This is a genomic window from Rhizobium oryziradicis (assembly GCF_001939045.1).
Lineage (GTDB): Bacteria > Pseudomonadota > Alphaproteobacteria > Rhizobiales > Rhizobiaceae > Allorhizobium > Allorhizobium oryziradicis.
Genome location: NZ_MKIM01000019.1, coordinates 158954 through 184200 on the forward strand (window position 1 = coordinate 158954; position 25247 = coordinate 184200).

General features: G+C 58.7%; 14 protein-coding genes. All 14 read left to right on the plus strand.

Annotated elements, in window-relative coordinates; genetic code table 11:
* Positions 1 to 19 precede the first annotated feature (19 nt).
* Positions 20 to 4432: a type I polyketide synthase gene (locus tag BJF95_RS01850; protein ID WP_075637734.1), complete on the plus strand. Its 4413-nt coding sequence runs from the start codon at positions 20 to 22 to the stop codon at positions 4430 to 4432.
* Entirely contained in the window at positions 4429 to 12150 is a 7722-nt protein-coding gene (locus BJF95_RS01855) for a non-ribosomal peptide synthetase (RefSeq protein WP_075637735.1), read from the plus strand. The genes BJF95_RS01850 and BJF95_RS01855 overlap by 4 nt, the downstream gene beginning before the upstream one ends.
* A gap of 7 nt (positions 12151 to 12157) precedes the next feature.
* A complete protein-coding gene (locus BJF95_RS01860) occupies positions 12158 to 13849 on the plus strand; it encodes a condensation domain-containing protein (RefSeq protein WP_075637736.1) in 1692 nt (563 codons plus the stop codon).
* The gene (locus BJF95_RS01865; RefSeq protein ID WP_075637737.1) at positions 13846 to 14592 is read left to right on the plus strand and encodes a thioesterase II family protein; all 747 of its coding nucleotides are present in this window, start codon (positions 13846 to 13848) and stop codon (positions 14590 to 14592) included. The genes BJF95_RS01860 and BJF95_RS01865 overlap by 4 nt, the downstream gene beginning before the upstream one ends.
* Before the next feature lie 3 nt (positions 14593 to 14595).
* Positions 14596 to 15468 (plus strand): (2Fe-2S)-binding protein, encoded by an 873-nt coding sequence (locus tag BJF95_RS01870; protein ID WP_075637738.1) that lies wholly within the window; start codon positions 14596 to 14598, stop codon positions 15466 to 15468.
* 206 nt (positions 15469 to 15674) lie between these two features.
* Positions 15675 to 18068: a TonB-dependent receptor gene (locus tag BJF95_RS01875; RefSeq protein WP_245297214.1), complete on the plus strand. Its 2394-nt coding sequence runs from the start codon at positions 15675 to 15677 to the stop codon at positions 18066 to 18068.
* A 144-nt stretch (positions 18069 to 18212) separates the two neighbouring features.
* Positions 18213 to 19061 carry an iron-siderophore ABC transporter substrate-binding protein gene (locus BJF95_RS01880; protein ID WP_342587936.1) on the plus strand — a complete coding sequence of 283 codons (849 nt, stop codon included), beginning with the start codon at positions 18213 to 18215 and terminating at the stop codon, positions 19059 to 19061.
* Positions 19058 to 20086 (plus strand): FecCD family ABC transporter permease, encoded by a 1029-nt coding sequence (locus tag BJF95_RS01885; RefSeq protein WP_075637740.1) that lies wholly within the window; start codon positions 19058 to 19060, stop codon positions 20084 to 20086. The genes BJF95_RS01880 and BJF95_RS01885 overlap by 4 nt, the downstream gene beginning before the upstream one ends.
* Positions 20083 to 21066, plus strand: coding sequence for a FecCD family ABC transporter permease (locus BJF95_RS01890; protein ID WP_075637741.1), 984 nt, complete (start codon positions 20083 to 20085; stop codon positions 21064 to 21066). The genes BJF95_RS01885 and BJF95_RS01890 overlap by 4 nt, the downstream gene beginning before the upstream one ends.
* Positions 21056 to 21850, plus strand: a complete 795-nt coding sequence (locus tag BJF95_RS01895; RefSeq protein ID WP_075637742.1) for an ABC transporter ATP-binding protein — start codon at positions 21056 to 21058, stop codon at positions 21848 to 21850. Before BJF95_RS01890 ends, BJF95_RS01895 begins: the two co-directional genes overlap by 11 nt.
* A 294-nt stretch (positions 21851 to 22144) precedes the next feature.
* The gene (locus tag BJF95_RS01900) at positions 22145 to 22687 is read left to right on the plus strand and encodes an RNA polymerase sigma factor (protein ID WP_075637743.1); all 543 of its coding nucleotides are present in this window, start codon (positions 22145 to 22147) and stop codon (positions 22685 to 22687) included.
* 303 nt (positions 22688 to 22990) lie between these two features.
* The gene (locus BJF95_RS01905) at positions 22991 to 23950 is read left to right on the plus strand and encodes a FecR family protein (protein WP_075637744.1); all 960 of its coding nucleotides are present in this window, start codon (positions 22991 to 22993) and stop codon (positions 23948 to 23950) included.
* A gap of 195 nt (positions 23951 to 24145) precedes the next feature.
* On the plus strand, positions 24146 to 24715 hold the full coding sequence (locus BJF95_RS01910; RefSeq protein WP_075637745.1) for a TetR/AcrR family transcriptional regulator: 570 nt from the start codon (positions 24146 to 24148) through the stop codon (positions 24713 to 24715).
* 264 nt (positions 24716 to 24979) lie between these two features.
* Positions 24980 to 25247 (plus strand): hypothetical protein (locus BJF95_RS24195; protein ID WP_210187714.1); only part of this gene is annotated, 268 nt, incomplete at its 3' end.

Consider the following 25247-nt stretch of genomic DNA (forward strand, 5'->3'; position numbering starts at 1 on the left):
CAGATCAAGGAACCTTGTTATGAATGACCTGTCCGCAGCCCCTCTTTTTGATGACAACAGGCATCATATTGCCGTGATCGGCATGGCTGGCCGCTTTCCCGGTGCACCGGATGTTGAACGCTTCTGGCAAAACCTGATTGAGGGTGTGGAATCGATCGAGCGCCTCTCGCCGGAGACCCTGAAACAACGGGGTGTTTCTGCGGAAATGGCGGCCCTTGCGGATTTTGTGGCCGCCAGCACACCGCTTGTGGGTTCGGATCGCTTCGATGCGGCTTTTTTCGGCTATAGCCCCGCCGAGGCTGAAATTCTCGACCCGCAACAGCGCATCTTCCTCGAATGCGCCTGGCAGGCACTGGAAACTGCCGGTTATGTGGGGGACCGCTATCAAGGACCAATTGGCGTTTTCGCCGCCGCTGGCATCAACACCTATGTCTTCAACCTGCATGACAACAGCCGCATCCGCGAGACCGTCAGCCCCTATGAGCTGTTCGTCGGCAATGACAAGGATTTTCTGGCCACCCGCACCGCGTTCAAGCTGAACCTGCGCGGCCCGGCCATCACCGTGCAAACCGCCTGCTCCTCCTCGCTCGTTGCCGTCCACATGGCCGCCCAGAGCTTGCTGTCTGGCGATTGCGACATGGCGCTGGCCGGCGGCATTGCCCTCTCGCAATCCTTGGGCTATCGCGCTCGTGAAGGCGGCATCCTCTCGCCTGATGGCCATTGCCGCGCCTTTGATGCTGCCTCAAGCGGCACGGTTCCCGGCAGCGGGGTCGGCATCGTGGTGTTGAAACGGCTGGAAGATGCGCTTGCCGATGGCGATACGATCGATGCCGTCATCCTCGGCTCGGCGATCAACAATGACGGCGCACTCAAAGCAAGCTTCACCGCTCCGCAGGTGGACAGTCAGGCGGCGGTGATCGCCGATGCGCAGACCATGGCAGGCGTGCGGGCTGACACCATTGGCTATATCGAGGCCCATGGAACGGGCACCAGACTCGGCGACCCGATAGAAGTTGCAGCTCTGACCAAGGCGTTTCGTCGTGATACTGAGCGCCGGGGCTTTTGCGCGCTCGGCTCGGTCAAAACCAACATTGGCCATCTCGACACCGCCGCCGGTATTGCAGGCTTCATCAAGGCAGTGCTGGCCCTGAAAAACCGGCGGATTCCGGCAAGCCTCCATTATGAGAACCCGAATCCGCAGATTGATTTCGCAACCAGCCCCTTTTTCGTCAATCAACGTCTGCGCGATTGGGACAATCAGATCGGCACGCGCCGCGCGGGCGTGAGTTCCTTCGGCATTGGCGGAACCAACGCCCATATTGTACTGGAAGAGGCCCCACCTAGCTCTGCCTCAAAGGCAGGCAGCGGCCCGGAACTCTTGCTTCTGTCGGCACGAACCGAGGCGCAGCTTGCAGCCAGTAGCGAGGCGCTCGCAGCGCATCTTGCCGCAGGCTTGGACCATACACATGCCCCGACGCTTGCGGATGTTGCGCACACGTTGCGCCATGGTCGCCGCGATTTTGCCAAGCGTCGTTTCGTCGTGGCGTGCAACGCCAAAGAGGCTGTCAGAAGCCTGCGCAACTCTGTTCAAACCGGCACGGCAGAAGGCGAGACAGCGCAAGCCGTGTTCCTGTTTCCCGGTCAGGGCAGCCCTTATGCAGCAATGGGGAAGGCGCTTTACGCCGACCTGCCTGCCTTTCGTGAACCCTTTGACGCCTGCGCCTCCGACCTTGATCGGCTGATGGGGATCGATTTCAAAGCCTGCCTGTTTTCGAACACGGATGACCTTGACCGCACGGCCTTCGCCCAACCCGCGCTTTTTGCCGTTGAATACGCGCTCGCACACGCCTTGATGCGCCACGGCGTGAAACCCGCGGCCCTGCATGGCCACAGCATCGGTGAATATGTCGCCGCCTGCCTTGCTGGTGTCTTCGACCTCGAAACAGCGCTTCAGCTCGTTGTTGCGCGCGGGCGGTTGATGCAGGCGCAAGCACCCGGTGCCATGCTGGCGGTGATGCATGCGGATGAGCCGATCACGCCTTGGCTTGATGACGTGATTACGCTGGCCGCTGCCAATGCACCCGGTCTCAGTGTTCTCTCCGGCCCAATGCAGGCAATTGCAAATCTTCAGACACGCCTGAAAGACAAGGGTATTGCCGCACGCCTGCTGAAAACCTCCCACGCCTTCCATTCGCCGATGATGACGGAAGCGGCAGTACAGTTCCGCGATGTCGTTGCAGGCATTCACCTGTCAGCGCCGCAAATACCGCTGATTTCCAATGTCACGGGAACATGGATGACAGCGAAAGATGCGACCGACCCGGACTATTGGGCGCGTCATCTGTTGCAGCCCGTCCGCTTCGAAGATGGGACACGCACACTGCAATCCCTTACAGCACCTGTTTTCGTTGAGATCGGCCCCGGTCGCGCACTTGGCACATTGACCGCTGCGGCACGCGTCGATGCAAGCCGGATCATAGTGACGCTTGCAGAAGGCAAGGATGAACCGGGGCAGGTTTTGTCGGCTGTCGGTCGGTTCTGGCAATTGAACGGCACTCTGGATTCTGGCGAAGCGGCTGGTCGGCGGCGCGTACGGCTTCCGACCTATCCCTTCCAAAGCGAGCGCTACTGGGTCGATGCGGATAGCGAGCCTGCCACAACCAAAAGAACGGCAGCATCTGTTGAAGGCCCCGGCCTCTACCGCACCACCTGGCGGCGCGCGCACGTGAGCAACAGCTCTGCTCGATTGAAGGGCCGCGTGCTTGTTTTCGACGATGGTCACCTTGGCTCCGCTCTCGCCACCGAGCTTGAGCGCAGCGGTGCGGAACCCTATCGCGCCATGATCGGCACCGGTTTTAGCGAACCCGACTTCCGCTGCTTCAGCCTCCGCCCCACGATCAGCGACGACTACGCCAGCCTCTTTGAGAGCCTCGTTGAGCGGGGGGCAAGCCCCGACCATATTGTCTTCGGCTGGCCTCTTACGCCTCAGGCAAACGAAGCGCCGGAAACTGCTGCGCAAGCCCTTCTGGCGCTGGTGCGGGAACTGGTAAAGCACGATCGCCCCGTCACTCTGACACTTTTGACCCGGTCGGCAGCCGATGTAATCGGCCTGGAAGAGCTTGATATTGCGCAGGCTCTGACTGCGGGCGTTCTTCAGGTGATCGCTCAAGAATATCCGTCGCTCCATTGCCGCCATGTCGATATTGACGCTACCAGGCCCCCTGAAAGTGCAAGACGCATTCGCGATGCCTTGTCAGCGAAAGAGGATGTGCTCGCCTTGCGTGGTGCGCATCGCTGGCTGCCGGAAACGGAACGGTTTGAAGCGCCGCAAGGTGGCCAAGCCTTTAAGGCCAACGGTGTCTATGTGGTGGTCGGCAATATCGCGGATGGCGTTGGCGAGACCTGGGTTGATGCGCTGTCCGGTCTGGGCGCGACCGTCGCTCTGCTTCACGATTCATCCGCACCGGCTTTTAAGCATCCGGCTCGGTTTAAACGGCAGCTCGATTGCGGCGATGCCGCCGCCTTGAACGCTGCTCTGGATGATGTCACTGCGGAATTTGGTCGGATTGACGGCATCTTTCTCAGCCTGCCGCAGTCGAACCACCACTCCGCCGCGCTGATTGATGCGCTGGCGGATGCCCATTGGGCCTATAATATCGCCAGCAAACTGCGCCCGGTTCGTGCACTTGGTGAGGCTATTGCGAAGCGGAAAATCGGTTTTTGCTGCGTTCAGTCCTCGCTCTCAACCCTCGTTGGCGGGCTTGGCCTTGGTGCTTACGCCGCCACGCACCATGCTATTGACCGGATTGTCGCCGAAGAGAACAAGAATGGCACCACGCCATGGTTTGCAATCGGCTATCCGCTGATCGAGGCAAACCCCGGCACGACCTTGCAGGCGACGGGCCGTGCAAACGCTTTCGCGATCTCGACTGCGGCCGCATGGGATCTCACGCGACGCCTGATTGAAAATGGGGCCACCGGACAGACCATGCTTTCGGGTGCGGCCATTCCCCCGGTCGCTTCCGACCTTGATGCGCAGGAGGCAGCCGCCACTGACGGCGGGCGTGGACGCCCCGCACTCGGTGTCGCCTACCGCAAGCCCGGCAATGACACCGAAGCGACAATCGTTCACATTTTCGAAGACATCCTGGGCCTGTCGCCCATCGGGGCCGATGACGGCTTTTATGAACTCGGCGGCCATTCCCTGCTCGCCATCCGCGCCGTTGCCAAACTCCGGGAGGCCTTCCCCGTGGATATCGCCATGCGCGAGCTGCTTTTCGACAATCCGACCGCCGCAGCAATCGCCCAATCGATTTTGGAGCGCATGACGCAGAAGACCGACCTTTCCGCCATCGCCGATCTTCTCAATGAGGTCGATACCCTGTCCGACGCCGATGTGAGCAGGCTTCTCGCCGGAGGAAATGCACAATGAACGAACTTTTCGCAAAGATCGCCGGGCTTTCACCAGAGCGGCGGGCGCTGCTGGAACAGAAGCTGAAAGCACAGGGCATTACGGTTCCCGCCCCCTCCGGCATCCAGCCACGGGCAGACCGCGAGGCGGCGGTTCCGCTGTCATCGGCGCAAAAACGCCTCTGGTTCATGCAGCAGCTGGACCCCGGCACCGTTGCCTACAATATGAACCTGGCACTTCGACTGAAAGGCGCGCTCGACCGCGCAGCCCTTGCGCGCGCCTATGCCGCCCTCATTACTCGGCACGAACCCCTGCGGACACGCTTTAAGATGGGCGAGGATGGCCAGCCGCAGCAAGTGGTCGAGGCATCCGGCGCGGCTGATATTGGCTATCACGATTGCCGACAGCATCCCGAACCGGAAAAAGCGGCCCGTCTTCAGCTCAAAGCAATTGTCGAGACGCCCTATGATCTCACCCGCCCGCCGATCCGTGCGGCACTGGTTGCGGTAAGCGATTACGAGCATGTGCTGGCGCTCGGCATGCATCATATCATCAGCGACCGCTGGTCGATGGGCGTCTTTGCCCGGGATCTCTCGACGCTTTACCATGCGGAAGCGACAGGAACCACTGCAACACTCGCACCCCTTCCGGTGCAGTTTGCCGACTGGACGCTGTGGCAGCGCGACTTGCTGGACGGTCCCGCCCTTGCCGAGCAGTTGGACTACTGGACAGAGAGCCTTGCGGGCGAACTGCCTGTGCTGGAACTCCCCTTGGATCGTCCACACAGCCTGACCGCAAGCTTCAGCGGCGCGCACCTTCCCGTTTTGATCGACCGGGCATTGTCGCTCAGGCTGCGCGCACTTGCCGCCGAGCAGAATGTCAGTCTCTTCACATTGCTGCTTGCTGCCTTCAACGTGCTCTTGCATCTTTATACTGACAGCGACGACATTATCATTGGCAGCGAGGTTGCCAACCGCGACCGGCCCGAGACGCAGACCATGATGGGACCGCTCGTCAACACGCTCGTGTTCCGCAACGACTTATCCGGCGATCCGACCTTCACGGCTCTGCTCCAGAAGGTTGCCGATGCTGTGCGCCGTGGCCTTGCCCATCAGGATATCCCGTTTGAGCGCCTTGTCGAAGCGATCAATCCAGAGCGCTCGCTGTCGGACCTGAACCCGCTCTTCAACGTGAAATTCGACATTCAGCACAGCATTGCCCCGCCGCCAGGCCTGCATGGACTGACGATTGAACCCTATCCGCTGCGCGAAGTGGCGACAAAATATGACCTTCGCTTCAACCTCGAAGACGACCAGCCGGATATCAAGGGCAAGATCGAATATTCAAGCCAGATTTTCAATGAGAGCACCATCGCCTCCATGCTTGTCCGTTTCGAGCGCCTGCTGGAGCTTGTGGTGCGCGAACCCTCGCGGCGGCTCTCGACGCTTTCTCTTCTGACACCGGAGGAAGAAGCAGCCATCATCGCAGCCAGTTCTGGTCTCGTGCGGGATTATCCGGTTGAGGAATGCCTGCATGATCTCTTCCTGAAACAGGTCGAGCAAACACCGGACGCGGACGCGGTGACCGATGGCGATCTGACCTGGTCCTATCGCGACCTCGAAGCGCAGTCTTCGCGTGTGGCCGCAAGTCTGGTGGCCGACGGTGTCAAGCCCGGCGACCGGGTGGGCATTTGCATGCGCCGCTCACCCCGGATGATCGCCGGTATCCTTGGCATCATGCGCGCCGGTGCGGCCTATGTGCCGCTCGATGCCGATTATCCGGCAAACCGCCTCGCCTTCATTGCCGAGGACAGCGGGATCACCATCCTGCTCACCGATCACCGCCCGGCCTTCGCCACGCCAGCCCAGACACTCGTTGACATTAATACCCTGCCAGACCTCCGGCTGGAGGCGCAGCCTGCTGTCTCACCGAACCATCTCGCCTACATCATCTATACATCCGGCTCGACAGGCAGACCCAAGGGCGTCGCCATCGAGCATCGCTCCGTCGTCGCCTTCATGTATTGGGCGCGGGAGCGGTTCACCCGCGAAGAGGTGGCGCGCATGCTGGTGCCAACCTCGATCAGTTTTGATCTGTCGATCTTCGAACTTTACGCGCCCCTCGTGCTCGGCGGCACGCTTGTTGTCGCAGATCATTTTCTGGCGCTGCCGCAGCTTTCCGCCAAGGTTGATGTGACGTTCATCAATACGGTCCCAAGCCTCTTGCAAGAACTGCTACAGGAACAGCGATTGCCAAACAGTGTGCGCACCGCAACCTTCTGCGGAGAGCCACTGCCAGCAGCACTTGTCTCCATTCTGAAACGCGATTATCCGAACCTGCGTATCCTCAATCTCTACGGCCCTTCGGAGGATACCTGCTTTTCAACGGAAGTGCCCTTGCACGGCGATCATTATCACGGCGGCGTTGTGCCGATCGGCAAGCCCTTGCCGAACACGCAAGCCTATATTCTCGACCGTGCCGGTCGCTTGCGCCCACCTAGCCTTTCCGGCGAGCTTTATCTCGGCGGCACGGGCCTTGCGCGCGGCTATTTTGGCCGACCTGAGCAAACCACTGAGCGCTTCATTGCCAACGCGTTCTCGAGTGAGCCCGGCTCCCGTCTTTACCGGACCGGGGATCGCATCCGCCGCCGGGCCGATGGCAACCTCGAATTCTGCGGGCGGCTTGACCATCAGGTGAAAGTGCGTGGCTTGCGCATCGAAACAGGCGAAATCGAGCACAATCTCGAACAGATTAGCGGCGTCGAAAAGGCGGTTGTGGCTGTGACGCAAGGCACGGATCGGCAGCTTGCTGCCTTTATCGAACCCCAAGACGGCGTGAGACTGAATGAAACAGAGCTGCGCCGTGCGCTGGCCCAAACCCTCCCTGTCCATATGGTGCCGACGCTCTGGTGCTTTCTGCCCCGCCTGCCGCAGCAGCCGAACGGCAAGATTGATCGCGCAGCACTGCCATCGCTGGCCGCAACAGTCGCCACCGGGTTCAGCCCGCCTGAGACCGAAACGGAACAGCGTATCGCTGATGCCTGGGCCGATGTGCTGGCCATCGATTCGATCAGCCGGGACGACAATTTCTTCCGGCTTGGCGGCCACTCGTTGCTGGCCATGCGCATGATTGCCCGGCTGTCGTCATCGCTTCCGACAAATGCCGTGCTGCGAAAACTGTTTGAATTCCCCCGCCTCAAGGATTTTGCCGCCGCCCTTGCGCGTGACGAGACACCGGTGACAGCACCTGTAAACGCCATCGACGCCCTCCCGGACGGTACGAAAATACCTCTGTCCTTTGCCCAGCAGCGGCTTTGGACATTGGCCGAGCTGGAGCCGGACAGCGCCGCTTACACTGTGCCCGCCGCAATCCGCTTTCATGGCGCGCTTGATATTAATGTGCTGCAACACGCTTTCACAGCCCTTGTTGCACGCCATCCGGCATTGCGCACGCGGATCGTCAATCGCGATGGTCAGCCTGTGATCGAGATCGATGCCAGCAGCCATCCAGACATTGCAATTGTGGATGTGGACGAAGCCGCCTTGCCGGAGGCGCTTGCCTCTGCATGCACGCAGCCGTTTGACATGGCGACCGGCCCTCTATTCCGCGCCCAGATTTTCCGTCTCTCCACAGACGAGCACGTTGTTTTCGTAGCACTCCACCACATTGTCTCGGATGCGCAATCGCTTCAGCTGATGCTGCGGGATTTGACACGGTTCTATGATGCGGGCCGACAGGGCAAAGTGGCAGACCTTCCGCCGCTTATCCTGACCTATGGCGATTTCGCCGCTTGGCAGCGAAAGCAGCCGCTGGGCGAGCAGATCAACTATTGGTGCCGCCTGCTGAAACATGCACCCCCGCTTCTAGAACTGCCAACGGATTTTCCGCGTGGTGCGCGCCAAGAGTTCAAGGGCGGAAGCGTTCATTTCCATCTTGATCGTGCGCTCACGGCCCGTCTGGTCAATTTTGCCCATGAGCGGGACGCGACACCCTTCATGGTGCTTCTTTCTGCCTTTTCGACCCTGCTGTCGCGTTATTCCGGCGCGTCCGATGTCGTCATCGGAACGCCGGTATCCGAGCGGCCAAACCGCGCGCTGGAAGATGTCATCGGACTGTTCGTCAACACACTGGCGCTGAAACTGACGCATGATGCTGCAACAAGCTTTTCGCAGCAGGTTGCGGCCACGCGTTCGCTTGTCCTTGATGCCTTCCGCCATCAGGATGCGCCGTTCGAATGCGTTGTCGATGCCCTCTCGATCGAGCGAAGCTGGAGCCACAACCCCGTGTTTCAGGTGATGGTCACATGGCAAGCGGACGAGCCGCACAGCCCATGCCCTGGGGGCCTGACCGCGACGCCGGTGGTGCTTGCACAGGAAACGTCGAAGGTCGATTTGACGCTGGATCTGCGCCATCGCGGCGAACAGTTTTCCGCCACCTTGATTTATCGCAGCGATCTGTTCCGCCAAGAGACGATCCTTCATATGGCAGAGGCCTTCACCACCTTGGTCGAGGCTCTTTTATCGGCCCCTGAGCGAGCACAGGTCGAAATCGACGGACTGCCCGAGCGGCAGCGCCAGCAGATTGCTACCTGGAACGCGACGGCAAAGACCTATGATGCGACGCCAAAAAGCTTGCACGGTTTCTTTGCGCGCTCAACCGAGCGCACACCCGATGCCATTGCCGTCACCGATCGAAACAGCAGCCTGACCTACGCTGAGCTTGATCGGCAAGCGGAGGCGCTTGCCCGGCATCTCGCCTTTCTTGGCATCGGACGCGGCAGTGCTGTCGGTATTTGCCTTGAGCGTACCGTCAATCTCATTGCTTCCATGCTTGCCGTCTTAAAGACGGGGGCGGCCTATGTGCCGCTCGATCCGAAATATCCGAAGGAACGGATTGCCTTTGTCGCAAAAGACGCAAGCCTTTCCCTGCTTTTGACGCAGGAGGAGCGCGATGACTTTGCCGACATCAAAACCCTCGATCCGACCACCATCTGGAACGGAACGCAGGCCGTTTCCGGGGTCCCTCTCCCCCATACAACCGAAGGACGCGACCTCGCCTATCTCATCTACACCTCAGGCTCGACAGGGCTGCCGAAGGGTGTTGCAATCGAGCATCGCAATGCAATTGCCTTCACACACTGGGCGCTCGACACCTTCCCGGCGGAAAGCTTTGCCGGAATGCTGGCCTCAACATCGGTCTGCTTCGACCTGTCCATCTTCGAAATTTTTGTGACGCTGGCCGCCGGTGGGCGGATCTTCATCGTTGATGATCTTTTCGAACTGCCGGACGCAGAATTCGCCAACGAGATCACACTTATCAACACCGTGCCGACCCCGATGACCGAACTCATGCGGTTTGGCCCATTGCCCGCTAAAGCAAAAACAGTTTGCCTTGCGGGCGAACCGCTACCGCCAAGCCTTGCACGCGCAATTCTGGAAAGCGGACAGGTCGAGGCGCTTTACAATCTCTATGGCCCCTCCGAGGACACGACCTATTCCACCGGATGCCGGATCGACACCGCGGGGCTGCCCATCCATATCGGCAAGCCCATTACCAACACCACCGCCCATGTCCTTGACGCAGCGCTCAATGAAGTGCCAATCGGCATGCCGGGCGAGCTTTATCTGGCGGGCGAGGGTATCGCGCGCGGCTATCACAATCGCCCGGACCTGACGGCCGAGCGCTTCCTGCCAAACCCGTTTGACAGCACCGGCCAAGCACCCCTGCTCTACAGGACTGGCGACCGCGTTCGTCGGCTGGCCGACGGCAATCTCGACTATCTTGGACGCGCTGATCGCCAGATGAAAATCAGCGGTTTTCGGATCGAACCCGGCGAGGTCGAGGCTGTGCTGATGCGCTATCCCGGCGTGACAGGTGCCGCCGTCGATGCCTGGCGCGACAATACCGGCTATGCCCGTCTGGCTGCCTGGATCGAGGTGGCGGCACCAATTGAAAAGGCAGCACTCTCGGCTCACTTAAGCCGCGAATTGCCCCGCCATCTGGTGCCAACGTTTTTTGCGATGCTGGACAAGCTGCCGCGTCTGCCAAACGGCAAGCTTGACCGCAAGGCTCTGCCCGACCCATCCGATGAAGCCAAAATGGTCGCAGACGACCACGCACCACACGGTGGCTATGAAGAGAAGATCGCTGCGATCTGGGCGAAACTTCTGGGCCGCGAGGCAATTGGACGCAACGACAACTTCTTTGCGCTTGGCGGAGATTCAATCCTTGCTATTCAGGTCGTGGCTGCGGCGCGCCGCATTGGCATAGCCATCAAACCACGCGATATCTTCCAATATGCAACGCTTGCAGCCCTTGCCGCTTCTGTCTCAGATCTGGCACCAGAACCGCCTGAAACCGGACCGATGCGCGGAGACATTCCGCTTGGCCCGGCACAGCACTGGTTTTTTGAGCAGAATTACCCGGAGATTGCCCATTGGAATCAGGCACTGGTGCTGAAACCCGGCAGGATGCTGGATGACAAGATGCTCCAAAAGGCCATGGACCTTCTCCACCAGACCCATGATGCGCTGCGCAGTCGTTTCGTCCAGCAAGACGGACAGTGGCATCAGGTCGTGACGGAGGTTGAAGCCGCACCACCGCTGCGTTCCACTCGTTGCATGGCATCCGAGGCGGAAGTCGCGCTTTTGGGTGAGGCGAATGCGCTGCAACGCAGCTTCAATCTCACGGAGGGCCCGCTCTGGGGTGCCACGCTCGTGACCATCGACGGGCGCGAGCAACGTCTGCTGATCGCAGCGCATCATCTTGTGATCGACGGCGTCTCCTGGCGCATCCTGCTGGATGACCTTCAAACATGCCTGGCGGCGATTGAGGCCGGTCTTGAGATGCGCTTGCCACCCCGCACAACGGGGGTTGATGTCTGGGTGCGTGCGCTCAAAGACAGTGACGTGTTTGATGAGCAAGAGGACCATTGGCACACGATCGTGGAGGCCAAGACCGCAGCGATCCCGACAGACCACTCGGGCAGCAATTGTGCTGGCGACACAGCCATTGTTGATCTGACAATCGATCCGGACCTCACCGGACGCCTTCTGCGGGATGTTCCGTCCTGCTATCCAATCGATGCCGAAGAAGTCATGCTGGCTGCACTTTACAATGCGCTCCGCGACTGGAGCGGGCATGACAGGCACCGGCTGATCCTTGAGAGTCACGGCCGGCCCGACCTGTTCGATAGCGTCGATCTGAGCCGAACCGTCGGCTGGTTCACGGGCCTTTATCCCGTTCTCTTCGATGTCACCACGCGCGACACCCGAACCACATTGCTCTCGGTCAAGGAAAGTCTCCGCCGTGTTGCAAATGACGGTATCGGTTATGGCGTCCTGAAATATCTGAAGGGCGTTGCATTGCCCCGGCTGGAGGACATAGCCGAGATCCGGTTCAACTATCTTGGTCAGACGGACACGCTGTTTTCCCACGATGCGCTCTTGTCACGCGCAACGGAGCCAGCGGGTGATCCGCGTGGTGCGCGCAATCCGCGCGGGGTGTTGCTCGACATCAATGCAATCATCAGCGGCGGGCATTTGCGCATTCGCCTTGCCTATTCCCGGCAGATTCACGACCGGCAGACAATCGAGACGCTTGCAGCGGGGCTGCAAAACCATCTCGAAAGCCTTGTCGATTTCTGCCTGACATCAACAGACGCCGGCTATACGCCTGCGGACTTCAAGCACATGACACTTGACCAGGATGACCTCGAAGCCATCCTGCGCAATCTCTGAGGGCACCATGCAGAATGCGAGCCAGCGCCTAGAGCGCAACAATATCGCCGATATCTATCCGCTTGCCCCGATGCAGGAGGGCATTCTTTTTCATTCGGTGTCTTCCCCCGGCGACGGCCTTTATATGCCGCAAACGGCATTGCGCATCACCGGCCACGTCGATGCTGATGCTCTGAAGGCGGCATGGCAAGGCGCAATTGACCGCCATCCGATCCTGCGCTCGGGCTTCTTCTGGGAGGAGCGCGACGAGCCGTTTCAGATCGCCTTCCGCAGCCTTCCCGTGACATTCAAGAGGCTGGACTGGACCGATCTTGATGCTGCTTCCGAGCGCGAGCGGCTGCAAGCCATGTTTTCCGCCAACCGGGCCGAGCCGTTTGACCTGCGCCGGCCACCTCTCATCCGGGTCCAATGGATCAGAACCGGACAAGACCAGTCGATCATGGTTGTCTGCTACCATCATATCATCCTCGACGGCTGGTCGATCCGTCAATTGCTCGACGAGGTGCTGGCCCTCTACCGGCGCGCAATAGGCAAGGCCGAGCCTTCCCTTCCGCCCTCCCGCCCTTACGGCGATTACATCGGTTGGCTGAAGAAGCGCGAGCGGGCCGTGTCGCTTCGCTTCTGGCAAGATCGACTTAAGGGTTTTGCGGGCACAACCCGGCTTCTGGCAGGGGAAGCGACAGGCCAGTTCGAGCGGCAATGCCGGGAAATCCCAAAACCGCTGCATGACGCCGTGTTGGCCTATGGTGCCGCCCATGGACTGACACTCAACACGCTGCTGCAAGGGGCGCTGAGCTTGCTGATTGCACGCCAGACCTGCAGCCGTGATCTGATCTTCGGCACAACGACAGCCGGGCGCCCGGCGACACTGGAAGGGGCAACGACGATGATCGGCCTCTTCATCAACACGCTGCCTGTGCGTGTTCAAATCAAGCAGGGCCAATCTGTCTCTGACTGGCTCGCAACCCTCCAGCAAGCCCATGCCGAAACGGGTGAGCACGACCATGTGCCGCTCGCCACTCTCCAAGGTCCGGGCGTTTCGCTGTTCGACACGCTGCTCGTTGTTGAGAATTTTCCAGCAAAGGCGACACGGGAGAATTCGCCTTTGCTGCTCAAAACTGAAGGCATCGACTTTGATGAGCGAACGCATTTTCCGCTCACGCTCTGGGCGACACCGCATTCGGCGGGGCTGACACTGATGGCCGGTTTCAGCCGCGATATGCTGACATCTGAGAGCGCCACCGCCCTGCTCGAACGCTTAGGCGACATAATCTCCATCATCATCCGCTCATCTGCTGCAGATGTCTGCGCAATTCTTGATGACCTTCCTCCAGCGATGGCAGTTGCCGGTCTCTCCAAGACCGGATCTGAGGACACTGCCCATTTGATACCATTGAAAAAAGCAGCCGCGGGCACCGTGACATCCGCAGCGCCTTCGGCGACGGAAATTACAGTGGCGTACATCTGGACGGAGGTGCTCAAATGCGGTGCCCTTGACGGGCGGGCCCATTTCTTTGAGCTGGGCGGCCATTCACTCCTTGCCGTGCGTGTCGCCAGCCGCCTTCGTGACGCGTTCTCCGTTCCGGTGCCAATGCGCGCACTGTTTGAGCGCCCCGTCCTTGCGGAGCTTGCGGACTATATCGACAGTCTTCGTCCGCAGGCCACCCCCGCCACCGACCATATCGAGATTGACATATGACGATAACGCCATCACGCCCGATGCTTCTTTGCCTGCCCCCAGCAGGCACCGGAGCCGGGCTTTTTCGCAACTGGGTACGAACCGCGCCAAGCACGATGACGGTGCATGCCGTTGCGCTGCCCGGCCGCGAAGCGCGCTATAACGAACCGGCACCACGGTCAATTGACGCGCTTGCCGATCAGCTTGCCGTTGAGCTTGAGCCTTATATCGGCGGTCGCTATGCGATTTTCGGCTATTCGATGGGTGCTCTGCTCGGTTATGAGATCGCCCGTCGGCTCGAAGCGGCGGGTCTGCGGACGCCAGAAGTGTTTTTCGCGCTTGGCTGCAACGCCCCGGACCGTATGGTCTATGAGCGAGAGCCGTTCCACACAATGGAAGCCGCGGCCTTTCGCCAAGCGCTGATCGATCTCGGCGGAACAGACGCGGAAATCCTCAATAATCCTGATGCCATGGAGCTTTTTGAACCGGTTTTGCGCAATGATTTCAGGATCTGCGAGACCTATGTGCATGATGCAACGCGCGGCACACTCGATTGTCCTGCCCATATTTTTCTCTCCGATGGCGACGCCTTTGTAAACAGGCAGGCCGCTGCCGCCTGGTGTGAGTTCGTCACCGGCGGCACCAGCCTGCATTCCGTTGCCGGCGCACATATGCTGGAGCGCGCGGTACTTGACACGCTGCCCGCACGACTGGCACCTCTCTGGTTGGGAACAGGCGAAAATCAACCAAGGCGTGAGGGTTAAGCAATGAAGGCCGCGATCGACATACCAACATCGGAGAAGGCCATGGTCCGGCGCGCCCTTGATGCGCAGGCCGCCTATATGCCGGATGTCCGTGCGGATATTGGTCCGGCAGTCACCGGATGGGTGACGAGCGATGCATTTTTTTCTGACGATGCTGCCATTCGCGAATTTCTCGCCTTCGAGCAATCTCTGAACGACGGCACAGACATCAAGACGGCTGCGGCGCAGATGATGTCCGACTATGGCTATATTCTGGCCGGTGCTGCCGTTCCGATCTTCGTCGGTTTTGGCCTCATCCCGGATCTTTCACCGTCTGGCGTCGCCCTTTCGTTCTATACGGCACAAGAGCCGCATGACGGGGAAATGCACCGGGTGCGGCGCGCCCATGTACGTTTTCTCAAACGGCAATTCTGGCAGGGCCAACTGGGCGACACAGCTGCCGCCGAGCGCTTTCGGGCCGAAATCGAGCGACATTTCCGCCCCGTGATTGAGGCAATCCACGCGCGCACGCGCCTGTCGCGCTCAGCGCTCTGGCGGCTCGCCAGTGATTCAATTGCGGGTCGTTTTCTCGACGCTGGCCGTCGGTTCGGCTGCGTCGAGGTGGCAAAGACGGCTGCGATGCAGATCCTCAAAGTCCCCGGCTCACCTCTTGCCAACCGTCAGCTCCACTATTTTGATCTGACTGTGCTCGACAAGAACCAACAGGAGTTTTCATACACCTTTCGCCAACGCGGTGGCTGTTGCCGATTTTATCTCGTTGAGGGCGGAGAATACTGCCCGACCTGCGTTCTGAAAGCCGCTGCGGAACGGGACGAAGAGTTGCGCCTTGCCATGCGCCAACATCTCGGTGTCGCTGACGAGAGTGTATCAGGCTAACATTAATCCGGCCTAACTATGTTGTTTTCATTTTCCTTTTCAGAAAACTGATGACCATTCCCCCCTGACAAATTCTAAAAAACCAACATTTTTTAAGGAGCGGAGTCCCAAATCGGGATCATCAATCGTCTCCCTCCCGAGCACAATGTGGGTTGCTCCTTGCGGTGGGCTGCGAAGCCCCGAGTACCGAAGAGTTTGGGGGTTTTATGATAAAGACGTATTCCGCGACAGGCGAGGCACGGGCGCGCCTCAAGGCTATCCTTTTTGCAGGATCGGCGCTTGCGATGTTGACACCTGCCCTGCCGACAATGGTGCGCGAGGCGCAAGCTCAGGCATCACAGCAAGCGATTTCTGTGCCCGCTGGTCCGCTGACACCTGCGCTGAACAGCCTTGCCGCGCAGACCGGCCTTCAGATTCTGTTTGACGCGTCAATTGCGCAAGGCAAATCCACCCCCGGCGTCAAGGGGACGTTGACGCCTGAACAAGCGTTGAAGGCCGTGCTCGCCGGAACCGATGTCGATGTTCGCTTTGCTGGCCAAAACCGGGTGACCCTGCAGAAGGCACCGTCTGTCGCAGCAAACCCGGAACAGGACGGGACCGTGCTTGAGCCAATCGCGATCTATGGTGCGCGCGATGCGACGACGCTTGGTGCCACGACAAGCAGTGTTGCCGTTCTCAATTCCGAAACCTTGGTGAACAGCCAGATCCGCACCACACAGGAAACGTTTCGCCGCGTGGCAAACGCAATGGACAGTGCCACAGTCAATGCCGGTTTCGTGATCCGCGGCATGAGCTCCGAAGGTCTGGTCGCGTCCGGTGGACCTGCGGGTTCCGTCTATATCGATGGCATCCTTCAGACACGCTACAATGCCCGCTTTGGCGCGCGCAACCTCTGGGACGTTGAGCAGGTCGAGGTCTATCGCGGTCCGCAATCGACGCTGTCTGGGCGTGCGGCCATGACAGGGGCTGTCTACATCAAGTCAAAGGATCCGACCTTCGAGAAGGAAGTTGAGGTTTCCACGACCGTTGGTAGCGATAGGCTCGTTGGAACGGCCATCACGGTCAACACGCCGATCGTGGAGGATCAGGTCGCACTTCGCATTTCCGGGGCGTTTGAACGCTCCAAGGCCCAACCCAGCTATTCCGATTTCAAGGATTTCCGCAATTACGACGATCTGATCACCGACATCAGCGGTATTGTGCGCGGCAAGCTGCTTTTGACACCGTCAGAGATGCCGGATACCCGCGCAGTCCTGTCCTATTCCTACTCGAAAGACCGGCCGAACGACGCGCTCGTCGGGCTCCAGTCAGGACGCGGCGATTTCAACAACCAACCCGTCACCTACACCGAATACCGCTGGACCGAGGCGCATAATCTCGGACTTGAGTTTACCCATGATATTTCTGAAACCCTGCGCTTCACCTCGCAAACCGGTTTTCAATATGGCATCAACAATCGTCGCTCCATTGATTATGGCACCGCAAATGTCGTCAACGGTATCACTGGCGAGGATGACAACTCCATTTTCACCCAGGAATTCCGCCTGAACTATGAAGGTGATCGCTGGAAATGGGTGACCGGCGTCTATGGCAGCTATGAAAAGTGGGATGGTGCCACGGATATTGTCGCGTTCGACGCTTTCCAGCAAAGTGACACGCAGCACCGCAAAACGACCAATCTTGCCATCTTCGGTGAAGCGACCTACGAATTTGTACCAACCTGGTTTGCAACATTGGGCGGACGCCTGGATTACCTGAGAGACAAGGACCATCAGCAGAATTATTTCGGCGGGATCACCGCGTCCCCTGTGCTGACCGGCAACCCGACATCCCTCAACGAGTTCAATTTCGTGCCCAAGGTCGGCCTGGCCAAGGAATTCGGCAGCAACCAGAAGGTGGGCCTCACCTATACAGAAGGCTTCCGCTCTGGTGGGTCCTATTTCGACCGCGTGACAGGCAAGCTCGGCACCTATGATCCGGAATACTCGCAGAATATCGAGCTGTCGTACAAGGGAACACTGCTGGACGATCGCCTGACGTTGAATGCCAACCTGTTCTATACAAAGTATAATGATCAGCAGGTCGAGATCAGGCCAGACGCCAACATCCCCGGATATCGTATCATTTCGAACGCCGCCACATCGCGGGCCTGGGGTTTTGAAATCGAACCATCCATGCAGGTCACCGACGAGTTCAGCACGTTTGCATCGATCGGCTACCTCAACACCCGGTTCATCGATTTCAACCATGCAGCGCTTAACCAACCGCAGGACGGCAAGTCCTTCCCCGAGGCCCCGGAGTTCAGCCTGGGCTTTGGCGGTCGTTATGAGTTCAAAAACGGTATTTTCGTCGGCGCTGATGCTAAATACACAACGAGCTATAATTCGCGCTTTGGCACCAAGGGCATGTACAAGATTGATCCGCGTTTCATTGCCAACGCACAGGTTGGCTTCAAGAAAAACAACTGGGAAGTGACCTTGTTTGCAGAAAATCTGACGGATGAGAAATATTTCACGGTGGTTGATCCGGATTACTCGCTGCCCTTTGCCCAGGCTGGCAAGCGCCGATCGGTCGGATTAAACGTGCGGGCGAAATTTTAATCCTGTCGGCTGCGGGGGGGCATCCCCTCCGCAGCCATTTTCGATTTCGGCGACAAAATGGTGACCCTCTTGCGTTTCTGTCTGTTTCTCCTCGCTTTTCTTTTAACCGGTTCGCTGGCGCAAGCCGCCTGCCAGGGGACATCGTTGACCGAAGGTGTCTACAATCCGCCTCTGTGCATTCCGGCCAAGCCAAAACGCATTGTCACGCTTGATCCGTTGATCACGCTTGGAATGCTGATCGAACTCAAGGCACCTGTCATCGCAACCCCCTATATGGCGATTACGGAAAGCGACGTGCTCGATGTGGTCAAAGCCGAAAAAATGGTCGATCTTGGCAATCCCAAAGAGCCAAGTCTGGAGCGCGTCGCAGCGTTGAAGCCGGATCTGATTATCGGCTCGGCCGAGGTTCATTCCGGCATCTATGAACAAGCTGCCAAGATTGCACCAACGGTGCTGTTTAAACACATGGACTGGAAAGTCTATTTTCAGCGTCTTTCTGAGGTAACCGGCCGTGAAGACGCCGCGAAGACTGCTTTGACAGCCTATGATGACCGCGTCGCGGCCATTCGTGAACGCATGAAAGACAAGAAACTGACGGTGTCTGCCGTCCGTTTGGCACCGGATCGATTTGTGGTGTTTGTCGACGGACCAAACGCTTATGCCCCTTTTGCTGTGCTGCATGAAGCAGGCGTGAAGCGCACAGCCTATGAGACCGTGACCGATGGCACGATCGTCAAGCGGCCAGACTGGGAGGAGCTGGCAAATCTTGATGGCGACGTCCTGCTCTATGTTGCTGCCAGCGGTTTCGAAAGCGGGCCAGACGACGCACTGGCAAAGCAGGTGACGGCGAACCCTCTTTGGCAATTGCTGCCCGCTGTGCGCGCAGGTCGCGCCCATCGGGTCGACCGTGGCCCCTGGCAAAGTTTTTCCGGCATCAGTTCAGCGAACCGCATCCTTGATGATGTCGAACGCTTCGTTCTGGCAGCCCCATGACCAAACGCACGGCAGGCCTTCTGATTGAAACCGATACAGGACGGATGCTTGCGCTTGCGGCATTGCTCTGTCTGCTCATGCTTGCCACCGTGGTCGCCATCGCGCAAGGAGCGACGGCGATGCCGCCCGCCAAAGTCATCTCTGCGATCTTCGCATCCGATACGTCGCGAGATCACCTGATCGTCATGACCATTCGCCTGCCGCGAGCCCTTGCAGCGCTGCTGGCAGGCAGCGCTTTGGCTGTCTCCGGTGCCATCATGCAAGCAGTAACAAACAATCCGCTTGCCTCACCGGACCTGCTCGGCATCAACGCAGGTGCTGCCTTTGCAGTTGTCTCGGTTATGGCCGTTTTCGGTGCCGGTATCGGCGACATCTACGTTTGGTTTGCTTTTCTCGGCGCGGCCATCGCGGCAACCATTGTTTATGTGCTGGGCTCGCTGGGCATGGTGGGACAGTCCCCTCTCAGGCTGATGCTGGCGGGTGCCATTGTTGCGACGTTCCTGACCTCCGTGACCACTGTTGTGCTGATCTTCGACCAAAGCACTCTCGATGCCGTGCGTTTGTGGACCGCAGGCTCCGTGACAGGGCGAAACATTGAGCAGGTCAAGACCGTCGCGCCCTACATCCTTGTTGGGCTCATCGCCGCCCTGCCCTTTGGCCGCCATCTGACAATAATCAGCCTTGGTGCGGATACGTCGCGCGCGCTCGGCCAGAACCAAATCCTCTGGCGCGGTGCGGCAGTGGTTGTGGTCATTCTGCTTGCCGGTGGTGCCGTCGCACTGACTGGCCCCATCGGCTTCGTCGGACTCGTCGTGCCCCATGCTGTCAGGATGTGCATCGGCGTCGATTATCGCTGGCTCCTTCCCTTTTCAGCACTCGGCGGCGCGCTGCTGGTGATCGTGGCAGATACCGCCGGACGATTGGTGTTTGGAAGCCAAAGCTTTCCGGTTGGAGTCACCATTGCATTGATTGGCGCGCCGTTTTTTCTCTATCTCGCCCGCATGCGGCTAAGGGATGGGGCATGATCCGGCTTATCTCCGCCCTGATCCTTCTGCTCATAAGTCTCGTTGGGGCAAGTCTTGCCTTTGGCGACGTATCACTGAGTTGGCACGAACTCTTTGATGTGCTGATGGGCACGGGCCACGCCCAGTTGCAGAGCGACATCATTGTATGGGATCTGCGCCTCCCGCGTGTTCTTTTGGCGCTCCTCGTGGGCGTCGCACTTGCGATTGCCGGCACGATCAGCCTTGCCATCATGCGCAATCCACTTGCTGATCCGGGTGTTTTGGGCATCAACAGCGGTGCGGCTGCGGCGGCCACGGTTGTTATTGTGCTGATCAATGATCCGCCTGTGGCGCTTTTACAGGTGGCGGGCTTTCTGGGGGCAACGGTCATGGCGCTCGCGGTTTTTGCGCTGGCCTGGCGCAACGGCACCTCTTCGCTGCGTATCATTCTGATCGGCATCGGGCTTTCTGCCTTCGCCTCCGCCGGGACCACCTTCCTGTCTGCCTTCGGCGACATTGGCGACGTGCAACGCGCACTGGTATGGTTAGCTGGCAGCGTCTTTGATGCCAACATGGTCAAGGTCCGGTTGCTGGCGCTCTGGCTTATTGTGCCAATCGCGCTTACCTGCCTCGCCGCGCGGGAACTCGATCTCATCCGCTTCGGTGACAATAGTGCAAGGAGCCTTGGCCAACCCGTCGATCGCATACGGGGCCTGATGATCCTGCTGGTGACGGCACTCTCCGGTGCCGCGATTGCCGTGTCCGGTCTGATCGGCTTTGTCGGCCTTGTCGCACCGCATATCGCGCGGCGGCTGGCAGGAGCATCTCACGCGCGGATCCTTCCGGTGGCCGCCCTCGTCGGTGCCTGCCTGGTTGTCGCCGCCGATCTCATCGGTCGTATCATTCTCGCTCCGGCGCAGCTCCCGGCGGGAATCGTCACCGGGCTGGTTGGCGCTCCCTTCTTTGGCTATATTCTCTGGAGACGTCGCCATGACCATTGATCTGCAAGGCGCTGCCAGAATCACCAGCAAGGGCGTCGACATCAACTATGGCAACCGTCGTATCGTTGAAAATCTCGATCTCGCCATACCGGAGCAGCGCTTTACAGCGCTGCTTGGCCCCAATGGCAGCGGCAAATCGACCATCCTGCGCACATTCGCCGCGCTGATGAAACCATCAGTTGGCAGCATTGTCCTGGATGGCTTTGATCTATCACAGCTTTCCACCCGCGAGGTGGCGCGAAAAGTGGGCGTGTTGCTGCAGGGGCCTGTCGCGCCGGAAGGGCTGACCGTCGCCGATCTCATCCGTCAGGGACGTTATCCGCACCAGTCACTCTTCAGTCGCTGGTCTCTTGAGGATCAGCAGGCCTGCGACGAAGCCCTGATGCTGACCGGCACGACAGATCTTGCAAACCGCATGCTGGATACGCTTTCCGGCGGGCAAAGGCAGCGCGCCTGGATTGCCATGACGCTGGCTCAGCAGGGCGACACCATCTTTCTCGATGAGCCAACCACCTATCTCGACCTCGAACATCAAATTGAACTGATGAAGCTCATTACCATGCTGGTCGCAACGCGCGGCAAAACAGTGGTCGCGGTGCTGCATGATATCAATCAGGCGGCGCGCTATGCCGAGCACATCGCCTTGTTGAAGGGAGGCCGGATCAGGGCTGTCGGAACGCCCGACGAGGTTATCAGCGCAGAGACAATTGCCGATGTTTTCAACGTCAGGAGCATGGTGATCCGGGATCCCGTGGCTGGAACACCCCTATGCATTCCGCTCTGAGAGAACACGCCTTGGGACGGCAAGGAATGTCACCAAAATATCACACTCCCTGCTATTTTTGATAGGGGAAAACCTGCTCTGCCACCATCAGCCGAAATCGGTCAAACGGATTCAGGCAAGGAAATCAGACACAAAGATGACTTTTATAGTCTTGTTTTATTTTTGTGCTGCGAAATGAAGTCACATATTTCTAAGGTATTGCACTTGCACGTCTTTTCAGGATTGTCTAGCCATTCTCCATGACGGCTCAACCACGCCTATCCTGACCTACAGTTCGCTGGGAATCATGTGCAAATGTCGAGATCTTCCTCCTCGTCCCTTGTTTGGGACACCGTTGACAACAATGAGTTGCTCAATCGCGCTATGGAAGCACACTATGCTGATATTACCAATGCGGTGCGCCGCCGGGGACACCCAAGTTCAACGGCACGCGACGTGGTGCATGACCTCTATGTGAAGCTCGCCGCCAAACCGGAGGTTCTCCTGAACAAGCGGTCAATCAAGGCCTTTCTTTGCCGCGCTGCCATCAATCTCGGCATTGACCGCCAACGCCGGGAAACGAAGGAAGCCCGTCTTTTCTCAGGATCGGAGCGGGAGGCCCTCACGGCGGTCAGTCCCGGACATGCGCCCGACCATGCTCTGGACGTCGAAGCGCGGCTTGCAGCCCTTCGCGAAGCGATTGCCGAACTGCCGGAGCGGCGGCGTGTCGTTTTCATTCTCCATCGGCTTTATCATCTGACGCCAGACCAGATCAGCATCAGGCTCAACATATCCAGAAATATGGTCGACCGGCACCTGCGCCGTGCGTTTGCCCATTGCCTTGACCGGATACTTTAAAGTGCTGCGCATTTTCTCCTTCTTTTTGCGCATGCACTGTGTCTTCCAACGGATTCCAGTTGAACGCGACATGCTATAGATCAACACATAATCCTGTATCTCGAACGAAGAACGTTTATGTTGCTGCGCGCGTGTCTGTCAGTGTCCCAAACTGCGGGTGTCAAACGTCTACTGTGTGCTCCTTACATCAGAGTGGATTTAAGGACAAAATTATGCAGCAGATAGAGAGCGCTACAGCGACGTTTTGATGCCATATATGGGCCGCGACACTGTAGAGAGTGTAGGATGCGTCTGGAGTAAACCATGCCGGTCAAGGAATCGAGTGACAGTCGCAAAAGGCGCAACCGCGAGGCTGCCGACTGGCTTTTGCGCAACAGTGCCCCAGACCAATCGGAGGATGACCGGGTGCGCTTCGAGGCATGGCTTCAGCGCGATCCGGAAAACTGTCGAACCTACAGCGCGGCGGAGTTTTTGATGGGCGACGCCGGCCGCGCGATCCAGTCGGATCCTGCGCTGGCCCATATCGACATCCGCCCCCGGAACAGGACCAAGCCGGTCATCGCAACGCTGTTGCTGGCTGGGTTTGCAACCGGTGCCTTCTTTGCACTCGATGGGCCGATGCGCATTCAAGCGGACATGATCGCAGGCACCGATGAAACGCCCATTCGCACACTTGAGGATGGCTCCATCGTCCAGCTCAATGCCTCCTCGGCAATTTCCATCGATTTCACGAGGGATCAGCGCGTCATCCGTCTTTTGCGGGGCCAAGCCTTCTTTCAGGTCGCGCATGCACCGGAACGGCCTTTCATTGTGTTGGCCGGAGAAACAAAGGTCACAGCACTTGGCACAGCCTTTGATGTTCGCTACGGCAATGAGGATACCGAAGTGACGGTGACAGAGAATGCCGTTCAGATGGAACAGGATGGTGATCACGCCACCTCTCTGCGCGTGAATAAAGACGAGCAGGCGATCTACGATGACACCCGCAAAACAACCACCGTGACACCCGTTGATGGCCTCACCACGCTCGGATGGCGGCGCGGCCAAATCGCCGTCGACAACGCGCCTCTTTCCCACGTCGTCGAGGAAATGAACCGGCATTTCCGAGGCAGAATTGTCATTGCGGGTTCGGCGCTGGCCGATCGCCGCGTGAGCGGCACGATCAAGGTTGCAGATACCAAAGACGCGCTTGCCTTCATCAAAAAGGTGCTGGGTTTGGAGGCCACCCGTTTAGGCCCTTTGGTCGTTATCCATCGACCGTAATATTTGCACAAAAATCTCCTTCAGATTGATGTGTATGCTTTCTGGCAACTTCAAATAGAATACCAACTGAAATTTTCAATGACTCTTGGTATAAGACTATCGTGCAGTTAGAGAAGCGCGTGTCTTCGAGATAGCCATTGATTAAGATGCCAATCATCATATATAAACGTGACGCAACGAACTGAGATGAGTGCCATGAAAGTCACGAAGGAAAAGGCCGAGGAAAACCGCAGGCAGGTCATTGAGACCTCCAGTCGGCTGTTTCGCGAAAGGGGCTTTGACGGTGTTGGCGTGAACACGCTGATGCAGGCTGCGGGCCTGACCCATGGTGGCTTCTACAAGCAGTTCGAATCCAAAGACGACTTGATTGCCAAAGCGACGAAAGCGGCGCTGGATGACACTGCAAAGCGCATGTCCTCCGCCATCGGCAAAGACAAGCGCGCATCGCTGGAGAAGACCGTCGGCCTTTATCTGTCCGAGCAGCATCGCGATGGGGTTTCAGAGGGCTGCGCTTTTGCGGCACTCGGCCCTGATGTGGCGCGTCACGGGGTGGAGGTTCGCAAGGTCATGCAACGCGGCGTCGAGGACCAGCTTGCAGTGCTGGAGTCTCTTGTTGAGACCGACGGGGAGATCTCCAGTCGGGAGGAAGCGATTGCGACGATGGCAACGATGGTAGGCGCACTGGTTCTGGCGCGTTCGGTCGAGAACGCGGCACTTTCCCAGGAAATCCTCAACGCGGCTGCCAAATCTATCTTGATGAAATAAGCAAGACAGTCGTGTCAAACCGTTTGCGAAGACCGGTTCCCATTTTTCGGCCCATGCTCCAAAGGCCCTCGCAAGGATCATGGCCGCCCAAATGCCAATTGTGGAAGGCACCTGCGCTATCTGAGCGGACGCCGCGCGCCCGCCGATCATCCGGTCGATTAATTTCCTGGCACCGTCGGACATAATCGCACGTGCATCGTGCCACTGATGTTGAACATGGGACGCGAGAGCCGCAAAGGGACACCCATCGCTCGGGTTATCCCGATGCTCCGCATCACGTCGACAACCGTCACGTCATCCCGCGCTTCGTTTCGGCTGCGACATCAGGCTGAATTGGTGCCCCCGACCCTGCTAAAGCGCGCGGGGCTCAAGACCAGTTTGTCAACGGGCACCTATCAGCATGCAGCGTCATGTTGCCATCCTTCCATCAGGAAAATTCTGGCACCAATGCTGTTACTTTGCTTCGAGATAACGGCTTGCGGCAGTGGTATGTCCGGTGTCCTGCAAAAGCGCCTGGCGCACAGTTTCCAGC